The organism is Agromyces sp. Marseille-P2726 (assembly GCF_902809835.1).
Classification (GTDB): Bacteria; Actinomycetota; Actinomycetes; order Actinomycetales; family Microbacteriaceae; genus Agromyces.
Map to the genome: position 1 here is coordinate 210,521 of NZ_CADDWM010000012.1, position 14,480 is coordinate 225,000.

Genomic DNA, 14,480 nt, shown 5'->3' on the forward strand with positions numbered 1-14,480 from the left:
GAACCGGGGGCCGGTCAGTGCTTCGTGGTGTACCCGGCGTCGACCGGGAGCGACACGCCAGTGACGTAGCGCGCCTTGTCGGAGACGAGCCACGCGATCGCATTGCTGATGTCCTCGGGCTCGATGACGGGAACGTCGAGCAGGTTGGCACGGTCGGTCGCGTATCGCCACTGGTCGGTGATCGGGCCCACCGTATCCATGAGCGCCTCGGCCATGGGCGTGTTGACGCCGGTCGGATGCACGGTGTTCACGCGGATCTTGTGCGGCGCGAGTTCGACCGCGAGGGTCTTCATCAGGTTGACCGTTCCCGCCTTCGCGGCACCGTAGTGGCCCCACGACGGGGTGGCGCGCAGGCCGTCGACCGATGACGTGATCACGATGGAACCGCCGCGGCCGCCCTCGATCATGTGCGGGACGACGGCGCGGATCGACTTGAAGACCCCGGTGAGGTTGGTGTCGATCATGGTCTGCCAGGAGGCGTCGTCGATCGTGTACGTGTTCTGGAAGATCCCGTGGATGCCAGCGTTGGCCAGCAGGATGTCGATGCGGCCGAACTCGGCCATGGCCGTGTCGGCGACGCGCTGCATGTCTTCCGTGTTGCGGACATCGGCCTTCACGGCGACCCCTCGGCGGTCGAGCGCCTCGACCTGGCGCACGGTCTCGGCGAGGTCTTCCTCGGTGGCGAGGCCGTACGACACGTTCCGCACCTCGGCCTCGCCGATGTCGGTCACGACGATGTTCGCGCCCTCTCGGGCGAGCGCGACGGCGTGCGAGCGGCCTTGGCCGCGTCCGCCGCCGGTGATCACAACTGTCTGGCCTTCAAGACTTCCCATGGTCATTCCCCTCTCGCTTGCGACGTCGCACTTTCGAAGCGGACGTCGGGCGGGCTGAACCGTCCATTATATGGCACTCAGTGCCACAATTCTGGGAAGGACGTGTGCGCCGGCTCTCGGCGCAGCGGAGTGAGCGCCTTCGCGCGTTGGACGCATGCCACGTGTGTCGGGATGCCGCGAGTGCGACGGATGCCGCGGCATCCGTCACTGCTCGGTCGGCTCCTCCTCGGAGACCGGCACGCGCACGGTGAGCCCACCCGGGTCGATCCAGGTGCGGAAGGCGTTGGCACGACCGAAGCTGTCGCCGTCGAGCTCCACCTCCTCGGGGCGGCTGAGCAGCACGTCGAGGCGCTTGCCCTTGACGTAGCGCAGGGCGTCGACGTCGCGGCCGACGAGCTTGCGGCCGAGCTTGGTGCGGCGCAGCACCCCGTTCTCCCAGATCACCTTCATCACGATCTGCAGCCAGCCCCAGGCGCTCTCGGGGCGGAGGAACACGGCCTCGAATCGGCCGTCGTCGATGGCCGCGGTGGGCAGCAGCAGGATGTTCGCGGGAAGGGACCCGCAGTTGCCGATGATCAGCGTGTGGGCCGAGACCGTGCGCGTCGGGCGTCCGTCGAGGCGGTACCGCATGCGCATCCGGTTCTTGTCGCGGAGCGCCTTGCGGATGGCATCGACGTAGGCGAGCCATCCGACCTTGGCCTTCAATTCCTCGTCGGTCTCCGAGAGCATCTTGGCGTCGAGTCCGAACCCGGCCATCACGAGGTAGGCGGCCCGATCGACGGAGCCGCCTTCGCGGCGGATCTCGGCCCAGGCGAGGTCGATCTTGCGGTCGGCACCGTCGAAGGCGACCCGGATCGAGTGCTCCATGTCGTCGAGGGTGAGGTCGAGGTTGCGCGCGAGGAGGTTGCCCGTGCCCGACGGCAGCAGCGCCAACGAGGCCGATGTGCCACCGAGCACCTGCGCGACGTTGCGGATGGTTCCGTCACCGCCCGCCGCGATGATCATGTCGGCGCCCGCCTCGAGCGCCTGCTCGGCCTGTCCGAGACCGGGATCCTCCACGGTCGTCTCGAACCACAGCGTCTCGGCCCACTCCGCCGTCGCCGGCTCGGCGGCCACCGCGGCTCGGAGCACCTCCGCGTCGACCTTCACCGGGTTGTAGATGATCGCGGCCCGACGCTGTCCGGTCGCGGACGAGGTCGACTCGCGGCCCTCGGTGCCGTGTTCCACCCCGGTCAGCGCTCGACGTCCTCTGGATCGAGGTCGACGTCGCCCGCGTCGTCGGGGCCGCCCGTGCCCGGCACGGCGTTGATCTGCGAGGCGTCGATGTCGGCGTCGTCGGCGATGGCATCGGGCAGCGGATCATCTTGCTTGGCGGCCGTCTCGGTCTCGCTGCCGGGGCTGTAGCTGACGTCCTTGCGGGTCTGCTCGCGGTCATCGAGTGGTGCGGGCTCGCCGCGACCCCGCTCGGGATTCGGGCGGGCGCCCGTCTCGTCAGGTGTACTCATGTGCCGAGCCTAGGTCGGCCGGCCCGAGGGGCGCAGCCCCTTGACAGGTGCCCGGATGCGCGACGTCGGCCCGAACGGGGGGTTGCGCGCAAGCCCTGATGGTGTCGGTGGCTGCTCGCTATGCTGTGCAGGTCTGCTGACACGAGGGGATCACATCATGCAACGAATCATGACGTCCGCCGCAATCGTCTTCACCGGGGCGCTGTTGTTCACCGGCTGCGCGGCCGGCGGCGGCGGTGGTGGCGAGACGGCGGCCACAGGATGCGACGCCATCAGCACCGAGGTGCGCGACATCTCGAACGGCGCCCAGAACGCCCTTGCCGCCGGAGGCGACCCGGCAGACGTGAACGACGCGCTCGAGGGCTACAGCGAACGGGTCGACGCCCTCGAAGAGGAGGCTGACGGCGACGTCTCCGAGGCGCTCGACGCGCTCGACGAGAAGATCGACGACGCGGCCGATTTCGCTGAGACCCTGCCCAGCGACCCCGAGGCCGAAGTCGATGACGAGGCCGTGGCCGAGCACCAGTCCGCCATCCAAGACGCGGCGACGGCCGTGAACGACGCCTGCAGCGACGAAGGCTGATCCAGCGCAGCACGCGACCCGACGGCGCGAGGCATCAGCACGACGGATGCCTCGCGCCGCCGCGTCTCAGGACGCCGCCTTCTTCTTCGCCGCCGTCGACTTCGAGCTCGACTTCTTCGCGGCGGGCTTCTTGGTGCCGCTCGACGCCGACGTCTTCTTCGCGGCATCCGACTTCGATGAACCCGAACCCGAGGCCGCACCCGAACCCGCGCCCGTTCCGCCCTCGCGCTTCGAGGCGATCGACTGGCGCAGCGCCTCCATGAGGTCGATGACCTCGCCGCCTTCCTCCTCGGGCTGCTCGCCGAACGTCGCGGCCGTGTCGACCGCATCGCCCTGCTCGAGCTTGGCCTTGATGAGCGTGCGGAGCTCCTGCTGGTACTCGTCGACGTACTGCTCGGGCTCGAAGTCGGCGACGAGGCTCTCGACGAGCTGCTTCGACAGGTCGAGCTCCTTCGTCGAGATCTTCACCGGCTCATCGAGCGACGGGAACTCGGCGGCACGCACCTCATCGCTCCACAGCAGTGTCTGCACGACCAGCACGTCATCGCGCACGCGAAGCGCTGCGAGCCGCGTCTTCTGGCGCAGTGCCATGCGCACGATCGCCGTACGGTCGGTCGACTCGAGCGTGCGACGCAGCAGCACGTACGCCTTGCTGGAGGCGGAGTCGGGTTCGAGGTAATAGCTCCGGTCGAACATGATCGGATCGATCTGCTCGGTCGGCACGAACTCGATCACCTCGATCTCGCGGCTGCGTTCAGCCGGAAGGGACTTGAGGTCCTCGTCGGTGATGATGACGGTGCGCTCGCCGTCGTCGTAGGCCTTGTCGATGTTCTTGTACTCGACGACCTCGCCATCGATCTCGCAGACGCGCTGGTAGCGGATGCGGCCACCGTCCGCGTCGTGAACCTGATGCAGGGACACGTCGTGGTCCTGGGTCGCGCTGTACAACTTGACGGGCACATTGACCAGGCCGAATGTGACCGCGCCTTTCCAGACGGCTCGCATGCCTACCAGTACACACCCCCGGATGCCGCGTGGGAACCCTCTTGCACCGGGGCTCGGCCCGCGGCCCCCGCCCCGCGCGCCCCCGCAGCCCGGCGTTTGTAGGACATCGGAGCCTCGGTAGGGCGCTGGGGGTCGCAGGAGTCCTACGAACCCGGGAATGTCCTACAAACCCGAAGTGGGATGAGCGTGCTGCGACGCTGCCCCGCTGCAAGGATGGAGGAATGGCCGAGACGCGCCAGATGGTGGAGGTCGACGGCCGGAGACTCCGGCTGACGAACCTCGAGAAGGTCATGTATCCCGAGACCGGCATGACCAAGGGCGAGGTCATCTCGTACTACGCCGAGGTCGCGCCCGTCATGGTGCCGCTCGTCGCGGGGCGTCCGGTCACGCGCAAGCGCTGGGTGCACGGCGTCGGGACTCCGGATGACCCGCAGTCGTCGTTCTTCGAGAAGAACCTCGAGCACGCGCCCGACTGGATCCGCACCGGTGTGATCCGCCACTCCGACGGGCCGAAGACCTACCCGATCGCGGGCGACCGGGCGACGCTCGTGTGGCTCGGGCAGCAGGCCGCGCTGGAGCTGCACGTGCCGCAGTGGCGATTCGATGCGAAGGGTGAGCCGGGGCATCCCGATCGGATCGTCTTCGACCTCGACCCCGGCGAGGGCATGGGGTTGGCCGAGTGCGCCGAGGCCGCCCGACTCGTGCGCGACCTGCTGGCCGGCATGGGCCTCGAGGCGATGCCCGTGACGAGCGGCAGCAAGGGCATCCACCTGTACGCGGCGCTGGACGGAAGGCAGACCTCGGATCAGGTCTCAGCGGTGGCGAAGGAGCTGGCGCAGGCGCTCGAGGCCGATCACCCCGAGCTCATCGTGTCGAGCATGCGCAAGACGCTGCGGTCGGGCCGGGTGTTCATCGACTGGAGCCAGAACAACGGCAAGAAGACGACGATCGCCCCGTACTCGCTGCGCGGGCGGTTCCGCCCGACGGTCGCGGCGCCTCGCACCTGGGAGGAGCTCGACGACCCCGACCTGCGGCACCTCGAGGCGCACGAGGTGCTCGAGCGCGTGGCATCCCGACCCGATCCGCTCGCCGTGATCACCGCGGCGTCGTCTGCGCAGGCCGGGCCGCTCGCCGAGTACCTCTCGATGCGCAAGCCGGGAGTCACGCCCGAACCTATGCCCGAGTCGAGCTGGGGATCGCCGGGCGACGGCGACCCGCGGTTCGTCATCCAGGAGCACCACGCCCGGCGCCTGCACTACGACCTGCGGCTCGAGCGCGACGGCGTGCTGAAGAGCTGGGCGGTACCGAAGGGGGTTCCGGATGACCCGGGCGTGAACCATCTCGCGGTGCAGACCGAAGACCACCCGATGGAGTACCTCGTCTTCGAGGGCACCATCCCGAAGGGCGAGTACGGCGCCGGATCCATGACGATCTGGGACACGGGCACCTACGAGACCGAGAAGTGGCGCGACGAGGAGGTGATCGTCGACCTGGCCGGGCAGCCCGGGGGGCCGCTCGCCGGGCGGGTCCGTCTCGCGCTGATCCGCACCGAGGGATCGGGGGAGAAGAGCAACTGGTTGCTCCACCGCATGAAGGACCAGCGACCCGGGCACTGGGCTTCCGGCGATCGAGGAGCGCCGCGCGAGGCGCGACGCGTCTCGGGATCGGAGGAGGAGGGTCTCGATACGCGTCCGCCTGCCGCTGGCGCTACTCGACCACCGGATGAGGATGACGACGAGGTCGTGCCGCCCATCCTCGAGCGACCCATGCTCGCGACATCCGGCACCCTCGGCCTCGTGCGCGGTGACGAGTGGGCGCTCGAATGGAAGTGGGACGGGATCCGGGTGCTCGCCCGCGTCGATGACGGGCGGGTGCGCCTGCTGAGCCGCAGGGGCAACGACGTGACGGCCACGTATCCCGAGCTCGCGGCGCTCCCGCGCGTCCTGCGGGGCGATGCGCTCGTCGACGGCGAGATCGTCGCCCTCGACGAGACGGGGCGTCCCAGCTTCGAGCGCATGCAGCAACGGATGAACCTCACGCGTCCTCGGGAGATCGAGCGGGTCGCGGCATCCGTCCCCGTGCGACTGCTGCTCTTCGACGTGCTCGAGATCGCGGGGTCATCGGTGATGCAGCTTCCGTACCGGCGGCGCCGGGAGCTGCTCGGGCGACTCGTGCGCCCGCGGCGGGGCCTGCCGATCGAAGTGCCATCCGCGGCATCCGGCACCCCCGAGGAGGCGTATGAGGAGAGCCGCCGTCTCGGCCTCGAGGGCCTCGTCGCGAAGCGCCTCGACTCGGTCTACCGGCCGGGGGTGCGAACCGACGACTGGCTGAAGCTCAAGCTCAGCCACACCCAGGAGGTCGGGATCGGCGGGTACCGAAGGGGCACCGGTACGCGCACCGGGCGCATCCGGTCGCTGCTCGTCGGCATCCCGGGACCCGACGGCCTCGAGTACGCGGGTCGCGTGGGCAGCGGCCTGCGCGAGGTCGAGTCCGAACGACTCCTCAGCGCCCTCGACGCTCGCCGACGCGACACGTCGCCCTTCATCGAGGTACCGGCACCCGATGTCGCCGACGCCGTCTGGGTCGAGCCCGAGCTCGTCGGAGAGATCGAATTCGGGGAGTGGACCCGCACCGGCGTCGCCCGACATCCGCGATGGCGCGGGCTGCGACCCGACAAGTCTCCCGGCGACGTCGTCAGGGAATCGTGATACCCCATTCGGGGGGAGTATTGAGTAGGCTCCAGATTGTGGGCACCCTCTACTATGGCGATTCTGGAACACCGATCGGCATCGAAGATCGTGCGCTTGCGCACCTGAAGATCGCGATCACGACGAAGTTGCGACGCGGTGAGAGCTTCACCCTGTCGTGGATGCATCCGACGGACCAGCCCCGCGGCCGCAGCACCCTGTGGTTGCACCCCTCGATCCCGCTCCGGTTCGTGTTCGACCTGCCCGAGCAGCCCGAACTCAGCCGGGACTGGGTCGAGGAGCTCATGCGGTCGGCGAACAGCACCGGCGGCATCATGCTCGTCGAGGAGCACATCGGCACGCAGGCCCCGGCGCGCGAGACCCAGCCCCTGTCCGCCGGCTGACGCAGAACCGCGCCGGTGGCCGGCGTCACTCGTCGATCGCCGCTCGTTCCTCACCATCGGCGCCGAGGAGCTCGAGCAGGGCGCGCTCCCGGCTGCCGCGCAGGCTGATGGTGCGCCCGCGTTCGTACTCCGAGATCACCCGTGGATCGACGTAGCTCGCCTTCGCAATCGTGGGCGTGTTGCCGAGTACCGAGCTCGCGTGCTCGATGGCGTCCCGGATGCCGCGTGCCCGCGCCCGCGCGGTGCTCTCGACGCCCAGCTGGGCGAGCGCGTCGGCGGCGGCGATGGTGCCCCGGAGCGTGCGGAAGTCCTTCGCGGTGAAGTCGCCGCCCGTGCGAGCCCGGATGTCCTCGTTCACGTCCGACGCCCCGACCGCGCGCATGCGCCGGCCGTCCTCCTTCCAGGCGTAGAGCCGTGCCGCTGCGGAGCGCTCGGTCATGCGGTCGACGAACGCCGCGAGCGAGGCATCCTCCATCTGCACCACCTGCGCGATCCCACCCTTGGCGCGGAATCGGAATCGCACCGTCTCGGAGCCCTCGAGCGAGGCGTTGCGCACCAGCAGCGTCGTGAGACCGCGACTGCGGAAGCCCGCGAGCGACTCCTCGGAACCGATGCGGATGGCCCCGAGGTCGAGCGTCCGGAAGGCGGCCGCGAGCACGCGCTCGCGGGGCAGCTCCTCGAGCTTGAGATCTCGCTGCACGCCCGGGCGTGCGAGGGGCAGAGCGCGGGCGAGTGCCGTCATGCGGAGGAACTTCTCGGCGTCCTGCTTCTCACGCCAGACGGGGTGGTAGATGTACTGGCGGCGGCCGGCCGCATCGACGCCCACCGCGAGCACGTGAGCGTTGGGAGCGTCCGCGATCCAGACGTTCTCCCACGCGGGTGGCACGGCCAGGTCGGCGATGCGAGCTCGCTCGGCCCGCCCGGCGGGGGTGCCGTCGGTGTGGACGTAGGCGAAGCCGCGTCCGCGTCGCACGCGCATGAAGCCGGGGGAGACGTACGGTTCGACCCGTTTCAGTCGCGGCATCCGCGGCTCAGTGGTTCCGAAGGGCCGAGATGAGCTCGGACTTGCGCTTCTTGCTGTACCCCGAGAGGCCCAGCTCCTTCGCGCGCTTCTTCAGCCGCTCGACCGTCCAGTCCTCGTAGTCTCCGGCCTTGCCGCCCTTTCGTCCGACCGCGCTGCGGCCGCGGTTGGCCGCGGCATTGGAGATGCGCGCGGCCTTCTCCTTCGACGCTCCGTCCTCACGGAGCTCCTCGTAGAGTTCGGGATCCTTCAGCGATGAGTTCTTGCGTCCGGGCATCGTTCTCTCCTTTCCTTTCGATTCACAGGCCGCGGCCGCCGGTGACCGGCAACACGGCACCCGAGACGTACGACGCCTCCTCCGACGCCAGGTACACGTACGCGCCGGCGAGTTCCGCGGGCTGGCCGGCACGGCCGAGCGGCGTGTTCCGGCCGAACTCGGGCAGCTTCTCGGGCCATCCGGTCGCCGGGATGAGGGGCGTCCAGATCGGACCAGGGGCGACGGCATTGACCCGGATGCCGCGTGGCCCGAGCTCCTCGGCGAGCGCCTTGGTGAACGCCCACAGCGCCGCCTTGGTCATCGCGTAGTCGACGAGTTCGGTCGAGGGATCGAAGCCCTGGATCGACGTCGTCGTGATGATGCTCGACCCGGGCTCCATCAGCGGAACGGCCGCCCGCGCCAGGAACACGGGCGCGAAGATGTTCACCCGCATCACGCTCTCGAAGTCGGCGGTGGGAATCTCGTCGATGCCGCCCCGGTTTCGTTGATGCGCCGCGTTCAGCACGAGCAGGTCGATACCGCCGAACGCCTGGTCGGTGTGTTCGATGAGCTCCTTGCAGTGCCGTTCGCTCCGCAGGTCGCCGGGCAGCAGGAGCGGGTCGCTTCCGGCATCCGTGATCCACTCGGCGGTCTCCTTCGCGTCGGCCTCCTCGCTCGGGAGATAGGAGATGGCCACCCGGGCGCCCTCCCGCGCGAACGCGATGGCGACCGCGCGACCGATGCCGGAGTCGCCGCCCGTGATGAGCGCGTGCCGGCCCTCGAGCCGTCGGCTGCCGCGATAGCTCTGCTCGCCGTGATCGGGCTGGGGGGCCATCCGCTCGGTGAGTCCCGGGGGAGCTTGCTCCTGTTTCGGGAACCGATCCGTGGTGTGCTTCGTGGTCGGATCGATGAGCTGCTCGTTCATCCACATCCCCTTCGCATCGCTGCCACGCTACGCCCGCCGGCGTGACCGCCGCAGGGGTTGACATGGCCGTCGGATGCCTCGGATCGCGTGGGCCCGCCGCCCGGGCATATGCTGTGAGTCGTGGGCACCCTCTACTACGGCGACTCCGGGACGCCGATCGGTATCGAAGACCGCGCACTCGCGCACCTCAAGATCGCGGTCACGACGAAGTTGCGCCGCGGCGAGAGCTTCACGCTGTCATGGCAGCACACCGACGACCAGCCACGGGGGCGCAGCACGCTCTGGCTGCATCCGTCGATCCCACTCCGGTTCGTGTTCGATGAGCCCGAAGCACCCGAACTCAGCCGCACGTGGATCGAAGACCTCATGCGGTCGGCCAACAGCACCGGCGGCATCCAACTCGTACCCGAGAACCTCGACAACGAGCCGATCGCCGCCCAGCCCGACCAGCCGGTGCAGGTCGGCGTCGACGTGCAGCAGGTCGAGAAGTCCGCAGGCGACGAGGCGAAGCCCGAGTAGGGCCCCGCCTCGTCGAGTTGCGTCGGTCGGGCGATCACACGTTCAGGCCGGTATCGCCACGGGTGGTCTCACCACCGTGGATCTCGCCTCGCCATGCGCCCGTAGGCGTGTAGCGCCGCTCGATGAACTCCTTGAATTTCTTCAGGTCGGACTTGACCTGCAGGTCGTCGAGCTGAAGCGCCGCGCCCGCGTGCTCCGTGAAGCCCTCAGGGTCCCACTCGATCTCGAGGTCCACGCGCGTCGAGTCGGTACCGGCGGGAGCGAACGTCACGCGACCGCGGTGCGTCACCTCGCCCACGCTTCGCCAGGTGACGTGCTTGTCGGGCACCTGGTCGCCGATCTCGGCATCGAATTCGCGTCGGACGCCGCCGATCGAGACCACCCAGTGCGTCAGCTCGTCATCGATCTGGGTGATGGATTCGACGCCGCCCATGAACTCGGGGAACGTCTCGAATTGCGTCCACTGGTCGTACGCCACGCGCACCGGCACATCGACGTCGATGGACGAGGTCAGGGTCGTGCTCATGTCTTACTCCCTTCCGGGCACCGGTCGGTGTCCGACCAGCCACGTTAGGCGTCGCCGCCGCCCGGCGGCCAAGGGGTTGCCGCCCCATCGAGCGGCTGCTAGACGTGAGGTGGACGAGGAGGACGGATGGACGCGACGCACGGTTCCTCGACACCGGGCCGAGTTGCGATCGAACGGTGGTGGCCCAGGCTGTCGATCGCTGCGAGGCATCGGGTGCTCGAGGATCTCGAGGCGGAACTCGATGACGAGACGGCCGCCGAGATCGAGTCGCTGACCGGCGAGCAGGCGCCCGATCGGCTGACACCGGGCGAACGGGCGTACATCCGCACCCAGATCGAGGCGGTCGACTGACGGCTCGCCTACTCGCCCTCGAGAGGTTCGTGCTCGGTGGGCTCGGGCACGAACTGCAGGCCCGAGGTGCTGTTGGCCGCCAGCAGCATCTGCTCGATCCACAACCGGTTCAGCGTCGGCGGGCGGTTCCCGCTGAAGACGAACTGGAGTGGGATGGACTCGTGCAGCCAGATCGTCGTTCGGCCGCTGCCCTGCTCCACTCCGTGCTCCCACGTCAGCGAGAAGCTCTCGGACCGTCGGAGCTTGTTGAGTATCGCCACGCGCAGGTGGGCGAGCGTGCGGTCGTCGATCTCGAGCTCGCGCGACGAGGAGTTGTAGATGAGCTTGCCCATGGCGGAACTCTAGCCCGCGACCGGCCCATCTGAGGAGTCGTCTGTCGGCCCGGGGGTGAGAAGCGCTTCTCCGGGAGAAGCGCTTCTGTCAAGCCCCTACCCCTGAGAAGCGCGCCGTCCGTACGTTTGCGCTGAGAGCCGGCCACAAGCCGGCGCCCGGCCGTGCGCCGGGCCGGGAAACGGAGGATGTCATGCACCGAGTTCGAAGCGGGTTGGCCCTGACCGCCGCGACCGCACTGCTCCTGACCGGCTGCGCCGTCGGCACGGGCGGGTCGGCGTCGGATGATGACACCGACTACGACCCCGACGCCGAACTGAGCGGCGAACTCTCGGTCATGGGGTTCTCGGGCGTCGACGAGGTCGCCACCTCGCGTGTCGAGTACACCGAGGGCGAGCTCGGAGACGTCGACGTGAAGCTCATCGAGGGCGACCTCGACATCCAGCAGTTCCTCTCGGCCGTGGCATCCGGCGAGCCGCCCGAACTCCTGTACGCCGACCGCGACCAGATCGGCTCGCTCGCCGCTCGCGGCGCGCTCCTCCCGCTCGACCGCTGCATCGACGGCGAGGGCATCGACATGGAGCAGTACCGCGAATCGGCGGTCGACCAGGTGACCCTCGACGGCCAGGTGTACGGCATCCCCGAGTTCAACCAGGTGCAGGTGACCATGGCCAACGCAGACCTGCTCAGCGCGGCCGGAGTCACCATCGAGGACGTGAACGGCTCCGACCGTGAGGCCATGACCGCCGCGAACCAGGCCCTGACCAAGTCGAACGGCGGCGCCCTCACGGTGATCGGCGTGGACTCCAAGCTTCCCGAGTTCCTCCCGCTCTGGGTGGCGGCATCCGGCGGGTCGCTCCTCTCCGAGGACGGCAGGACGGCGAGCCTCGACTCGCAGGAGGCGATCGACTCGCTCACGTGGGCGGTCGGGATCTACGACGATCAGGGCGGCTTCAGCAAGGTGAAGGCGTTCCGCGACTCGGCCGACTTCTTCGGTGCGGGCAACCAGTTCGCGACCAGCGTGCTCGGCGCCATGCCGATGGAGCAGTGGTACATCAACGTGCTGAACGAGGTGTCGCCCGATGCCCCGATGGCATTCGACACCGTGCGCACCACCGAGGGCGAGCCGATCGCCTTCGCCGGCGGCTCCGCGTGGGCGATTCCCTCGGGAACCCAGAATGCGGCGGCCGCGTGCCGGTGGGCCAAGCTCATGACGTCGGTCGACGCGTGGAAGGTCGCGGCGGACGCACGTCTCAGCGCTCGTGAGGCCGAGGGCAAGCCCTTCACCGGCATCCTCACCGGGAACACGGTCGCCGACGAGCAGATCCGCGAGATGGTGACGTCGGGAGGGGAGCCGTGGGATTCGGGCATCGAGGCGATGTACGAGGCCAACGACCACACGGTGTCGCTGCCGGCGAACCCTGCGGATGCCGAGTTCGAGCAGGCCATGCAGGACGCGGTGAACAGCGTGCTGAACGGTGAGGCCACACCCGAGGAGGCGCTCGCCAAGGCGCAGGAGACGGCGCAGAAGGCCCTCGATGAGGGCTGGCAGACCATCGAGGAACGCGGCGGAGAATGACCAGCGAGGCCATCCGCGCGGGCGGCCGGGTGTCTGAACGGCAGGTCGTCCCGCCGGAGGAGCGCGAGCGCAACCGCAAGCGGGCCAGCCGGCGGAACATCCTCTCGGCCATGCTGTTCCTGAGCCCGTGGATCGTCGGTTTCCTCGTCTTCACGGCTTGGCCGATGATCTACAGCGCGTACCTCTCGCTGACCGACTACGACGTCATCAACAACCCGAACTTCATCGGGTTCGAGAACTACGCCGAGATGATGTCGGACCCGAAGATCCTGCTCGCGTTGGGCAACACCGCGTTCTTCACGCTCGTGCAGGTGCCGCTCTACGTGATCGTCTCACTCGCGCTGGCGCTCCTGCTCGACCGGGCAGGACGCGCGTCCGGCTTCTTCCGCACCGTGTTCTTCCTGCCCAAGATGACGCCGCCGGTGGCGGTCGGCGTGCTGTTTCTGCTCCTCTTCAACGGGCAGACCGGGCTCGTCAACACCGTGCTCGGATGGTTCGGCATCAACGGCCCCGCCTGGACGACCGACCCGGCGTGGGTGAAGCCGGGACTGATCTTCATGTCGCTGTGGACGGTCGGGGCATCCGTCATCATCCTGCTCGCGGCGCTGCGCAACGTGCCCGAGACCCTGTACGAGTCGGCGAAGCTCGACGGTGCGGGGTTCTGGCGCACGTCGTTCAGCGTCACCCTGCCGATGATCAGCCCCGCCCTGTTCTTCATCATCATCGTGAACACGATCGCCGGGCTGCAGACCTTCGACGAGGCGTACACCGCGTTCTTCGGCGCCGGCAACACGACCTACAGCAATGACGCCGCGCTGTTCTACGTCATCTACCTGTTCCAGCAGGCGTTCGAGTTCCTGAACATGGGGTACGCGTCGGCGATGGCCTGGCTGCTGTTCCTCGTGATCATGATCGTCACGGCGATCCAGCTCCTCGTCTCTCGCAAGCTCGTCTACTACGAGGGGGACCGATGACCGGCATCGATGTCGACCTGCCGGTGGGCGGTGTCGCCGCCCCGGCACCGCGGCGGGAGCCCGCGCTGGCGACCGTTCCCACGGTCTCGACGCCATCCGAGGTCGAGCGGCTGCGGCACACGGGCCGGCGCCGGCCGCGGACCAAGGTCGGCCGGGTGCTGGCGTGGATCGCGCTGGCACTGCTCGGCCTGATCTTCGTCTACCCGTTCGTCTGGCTCGTGAGCGCCTCCTTCAAGCCGCGAACCGAGGTCTTCGACAATCGACTCATCCCGCAGAGCTTCACGTTCGACAACTACGTGCAGGTCTGGCAGGAGGCTCCCCTCGCCCTCTGGCTCATGAACACCGTGATCGTCACGGTGCTCGCCGCCGTCACGGTGACCCTCTCCAGCGCCATGGTGGCGTGGGGCTTCTCCTACTTCCGCTTCCGGGGCCGCGGTGCCCTGTTCGGCCTCGTGCTCGCCACGATGATGCTGCCGGGTGCCGTCACGATGATCCCGGTCTTCCTCATCTGGAACGGACTCGGCCAAGTCGGCACGCTCACCCCCCTGTGGGCCGGCAACCTGTTCGGCAGCGCGTTCTACATCTTCCTGCTGCGGCAGTTCTTCCTCGGGCTTCCGCGCGACCTGTTCGAGGCGGCCCGGGTCGACGGGGCATCCCAGTGGGGCATCTTCTGGAGGATCGCACTTCCGCTCTGCAAGCCCGCCCTCGCGGTGACGCTCGTCTTCGAGGTGCAGGCCGTGTGGACCGACCTCATGCGAGCGCTGATCTACCTTCGCGACTCCGCCACGTTCACCGTGCCGCGAGGCCTCAAAGCGCTCGTCGATGCCTTCGGCTTCGGAGGCGAGTGGCACTGGGAGATCATCATCACGGCAAGCGTGATCACCACCATTCCGATGATCATCATCTTCTTCGTCGCCCAGCGTCAGATCATCGACGGGGTCGCATCGACCGGAATCAAGGGCTGACGCCGAAGGGGCCCCGA

The 14,480-nt window shown here is 68.5% G+C and carries 17 protein-coding genes; 8 read left to right on the plus strand and 9 right to left on the minus strand.

From position 1 onward, the window contains the following. Nucleotides 1-14: 14 nt before the first annotated feature. The 3 genes from HUS56_RS07230 to HUS56_RS07240 form a co-directional block, all read right to left on the minus strand. Nucleotides 15-833: a mycofactocin-coupled SDR family oxidoreductase gene (locus tag HUS56_RS07230; RefSeq protein WP_173922724.1), complete on the minus strand. Its 819-nt coding sequence runs from the start codon at nucleotides 831-833 to the stop codon at nucleotides 15-17. 204 nt (nucleotides 834-1,037) lie between these two features. Continuing rightward, nucleotides 1,038-2,060 (minus strand): diacylglycerol kinase family protein, encoded by a 1,023-nt coding sequence (locus HUS56_RS07235; protein WP_173922725.1) that lies wholly within the window; start codon nucleotides 2,058-2,060, stop codon nucleotides 1,038-1,040. Between the two features lie 5 nt (nucleotides 2,061-2,065). Further along, nucleotides 2,066-2,338, minus strand: a complete 273-nt coding sequence (locus HUS56_RS07240; RefSeq protein ID WP_173922726.1) for a hypothetical protein — start codon at nucleotides 2,336-2,338, stop codon at nucleotides 2,066-2,068. Between the two features lie 169 nt (nucleotides 2,339-2,507). Here HUS56_RS07240 and HUS56_RS07245 point away from each other — a divergent pair, with 169 nt between their 5' ends. Beyond that, nucleotides 2,508-2,921 (plus strand): hypothetical protein, encoded by a 414-nt coding sequence (locus tag HUS56_RS07245; RefSeq protein ID WP_173922727.1) that lies wholly within the window; start codon nucleotides 2,508-2,510, stop codon nucleotides 2,919-2,921. A 66-nt stretch (nucleotides 2,922-2,987) separates the two neighbouring features. Here HUS56_RS07245 and HUS56_RS07250 read toward each other — a convergent pair whose 3' ends face one another. Further along, the gene (locus HUS56_RS07250) at nucleotides 2,988-3,926 is read right to left on the minus strand and encodes a Ku protein (protein WP_173922728.1); all 939 of its coding nucleotides are present in this window, start codon (nucleotides 3,924-3,926) and stop codon (nucleotides 2,988-2,990) included. Between the two features lie 221 nt (nucleotides 3,927-4,147). Here HUS56_RS07250 and HUS56_RS07255 point away from each other — a divergent pair, with 221 nt between their 5' ends. Both HUS56_RS07255 and HUS56_RS07260 read left to right on the plus strand, forming a co-directional pair. Beyond that, nucleotides 4,148-6,634 (plus strand): ATP-dependent DNA ligase, encoded by a 2,487-nt coding sequence (locus tag HUS56_RS07255; RefSeq protein WP_173922729.1) that lies wholly within the window; start codon nucleotides 4,148-4,150, stop codon nucleotides 6,632-6,634. Nucleotides 6,635-6,672: 38 nt separating this feature from the next. After that, nucleotides 6,673-7,017, plus strand: a complete 345-nt coding sequence (locus HUS56_RS07260) for a hypothetical protein (protein ID WP_173922730.1) — start codon at nucleotides 6,673-6,675, stop codon at nucleotides 7,015-7,017. Nucleotides 7,018-7,042: 25 nt separating this feature from the next. On the opposite strand, the gene HUS56_RS07265 is transcribed toward HUS56_RS07260, so the two are convergent. From HUS56_RS07265 to HUS56_RS07275, 3 genes are read right to left on the minus strand one after another with little or no spacing between them, the layout of a single operon-like run. After that, complete coding sequence (locus HUS56_RS07265; protein ID WP_173922731.1) at nucleotides 7,043-8,041, minus strand: DNA topoisomerase IB; 999 nt, start codon at nucleotides 8,039-8,041, stop codon at nucleotides 7,043-7,045. Nucleotides 8,042-8,048: 7 nt separating this feature from the next. Then, nucleotides 8,049-8,315: a Rho termination factor N-terminal domain-containing protein gene (locus HUS56_RS07270; protein ID WP_173922732.1), complete on the minus strand. Its 267-nt coding sequence runs from the start codon at nucleotides 8,313-8,315 to the stop codon at nucleotides 8,049-8,051. Between the two features lie 22 nt (nucleotides 8,316-8,337). Next, nucleotides 8,338-9,219, minus strand: a complete 882-nt coding sequence (locus tag HUS56_RS07275) for an SDR family oxidoreductase (RefSeq protein ID WP_173922733.1) — start codon at nucleotides 9,217-9,219, stop codon at nucleotides 8,338-8,340. Between the two features lie 120 nt (nucleotides 9,220-9,339). Between HUS56_RS07275 and HUS56_RS07280 the strand changes: the two genes are divergently transcribed. Continuing rightward, the gene (locus tag HUS56_RS07280) at nucleotides 9,340-9,738 is read left to right on the plus strand and encodes a hypothetical protein (protein ID WP_254431333.1); all 399 of its coding nucleotides are present in this window, start codon (nucleotides 9,340-9,342) and stop codon (nucleotides 9,736-9,738) included. Between the two features lie 34 nt (nucleotides 9,739-9,772). Here the strand turns inward: HUS56_RS07280 and HUS56_RS07285 are convergent, their stop codons facing one another. After that, a complete protein-coding gene (locus tag HUS56_RS07285; RefSeq protein WP_173922734.1) occupies nucleotides 9,773-10,264 on the minus strand; it encodes an SRPBCC family protein in 492 nt (163 codons plus the stop codon). Nucleotides 10,265-10,390: 126 nt separating this feature from the next. On the opposite strand from HUS56_RS07285, the gene HUS56_RS07290 reads away from it, so the two are divergent. Further along, entirely contained in the window at nucleotides 10,391-10,615 is a 225-nt protein-coding gene (locus HUS56_RS07290) for a hypothetical protein (RefSeq protein ID WP_173922735.1), read from the plus strand. Nucleotides 10,616-10,623: 8 nt separating this feature from the next. On the opposite strand, the gene HUS56_RS07295 is transcribed toward HUS56_RS07290, so the two are convergent. Further along, nucleotides 10,624-10,947: an ATP-dependent DNA ligase gene (locus tag HUS56_RS07295; RefSeq protein WP_173922736.1), complete on the minus strand. Its 324-nt coding sequence runs from the start codon at nucleotides 10,945-10,947 to the stop codon at nucleotides 10,624-10,626. A gap of 191 nt (nucleotides 10,948-11,138) precedes the next feature. Here HUS56_RS07295 and HUS56_RS07300 point away from each other — a divergent pair, with 191 nt between their 5' ends. The 3 genes from HUS56_RS07300 to HUS56_RS07310 are packed head-to-tail and all read left to right on the plus strand — an operon-like array spanning nucleotide 11,139 to nucleotide 14,463. Then, nucleotides 11,139-12,524: an ABC transporter substrate-binding protein gene (locus tag HUS56_RS07300; RefSeq protein WP_173922737.1), complete on the plus strand. Its 1,386-nt coding sequence runs from the start codon at nucleotides 11,139-11,141 to the stop codon at nucleotides 12,522-12,524. Then, nucleotides 12,521-13,498: a carbohydrate ABC transporter permease gene (locus tag HUS56_RS07305; protein ID WP_173922738.1), complete on the plus strand. Its 978-nt coding sequence runs from the start codon at nucleotides 12,521-12,523 to the stop codon at nucleotides 13,496-13,498. The genes HUS56_RS07300 and HUS56_RS07305 overlap by 4 nt, the downstream gene beginning before the upstream one ends. After that, entirely contained in the window at nucleotides 13,495-14,463 is a 969-nt protein-coding gene (locus HUS56_RS07310; protein ID WP_173922739.1) for a carbohydrate ABC transporter permease, read from the plus strand. Before HUS56_RS07305 ends, HUS56_RS07310 begins: the two co-directional genes overlap by 4 nt. Nucleotides 14,464-14,480: the final 17 nt, after the last annotated feature.

Bases quoted from the DNA above. Each gene is read 5' to 3' on its own strand.
- HUS56_RS07230 (WP_173922724.1), bottom strand. From the start codon at position 833: ATGGGAAGTCTTGAAGGCCAGACAGTTGTGATCACCGGCGGCGGACGC.
- HUS56_RS07240 (WP_173922726.1), bottom strand. From the start codon at position 2,338: ATGAGTACACCTGACGAGACGGGCGCCCGCCCGAATCCCGAGCGGGGT.
- HUS56_RS07245 (WP_173922727.1), top strand. From the start codon at position 2,508: ATGACGTCCGCCGCAATCGTCTTCACCGGGGCGCTGTTGTTCACCGGC.
- HUS56_RS07250 (WP_173922728.1), bottom strand. From the start codon at position 3,926: ATGCGAGCCGTCTGGAAAGGCGCGGTCACATTCGGCCTGGTCAATGTG.
- HUS56_RS07255 (WP_173922729.1), top strand. From the start codon at position 4,148: ATGGCCGAGACGCGCCAGATGGTGGAGGTCGACGGCCGGAGACTCCGG.
- HUS56_RS07265 (WP_173922731.1), bottom strand. From the start codon at position 8,041: ATGCCGCGACTGAAACGGGTCGAACCGTACGTCTCCCCCGGCTTCATG.
- HUS56_RS07270 (WP_173922732.1), bottom strand. From the start codon at position 8,315: ATGCCCGGACGCAAGAACTCATCGCTGAAGGATCCCGAACTCTACGAG.
- HUS56_RS07275 (WP_173922733.1), bottom strand. From the start codon at position 9,219: ATGAACGAGCAGCTCATCGATCCGACCACGAAGCACACCACGGATCGG.
- HUS56_RS07285 (WP_173922734.1), bottom strand. From the start codon at position 10,264: ATGAGCACGACCCTGACCTCGTCCATCGACGTCGATGTGCCGGTGCGC.
- HUS56_RS07290 (WP_173922735.1), top strand. From the start codon at position 10,391: ATGGACGCGACGCACGGTTCCTCGACACCGGGCCGAGTTGCGATCGAA.
- HUS56_RS07295 (WP_173922736.1), bottom strand. From the start codon at position 10,947: ATGGGCAAGCTCATCTACAACTCCTCGTCGCGCGAGCTCGAGATCGAC.
- HUS56_RS07300 (WP_173922737.1), top strand. From the start codon at position 11,139: ATGCACCGAGTTCGAAGCGGGTTGGCCCTGACCGCCGCGACCGCACTG.
- HUS56_RS07305 (WP_173922738.1), top strand. From the start codon at position 12,521: ATGACCAGCGAGGCCATCCGCGCGGGCGGCCGGGTGTCTGAACGGCAG.
- HUS56_RS07310 (WP_173922739.1), top strand. From the start codon at position 13,495: ATGACCGGCATCGATGTCGACCTGCCGGTGGGCGGTGTCGCCGCCCCG.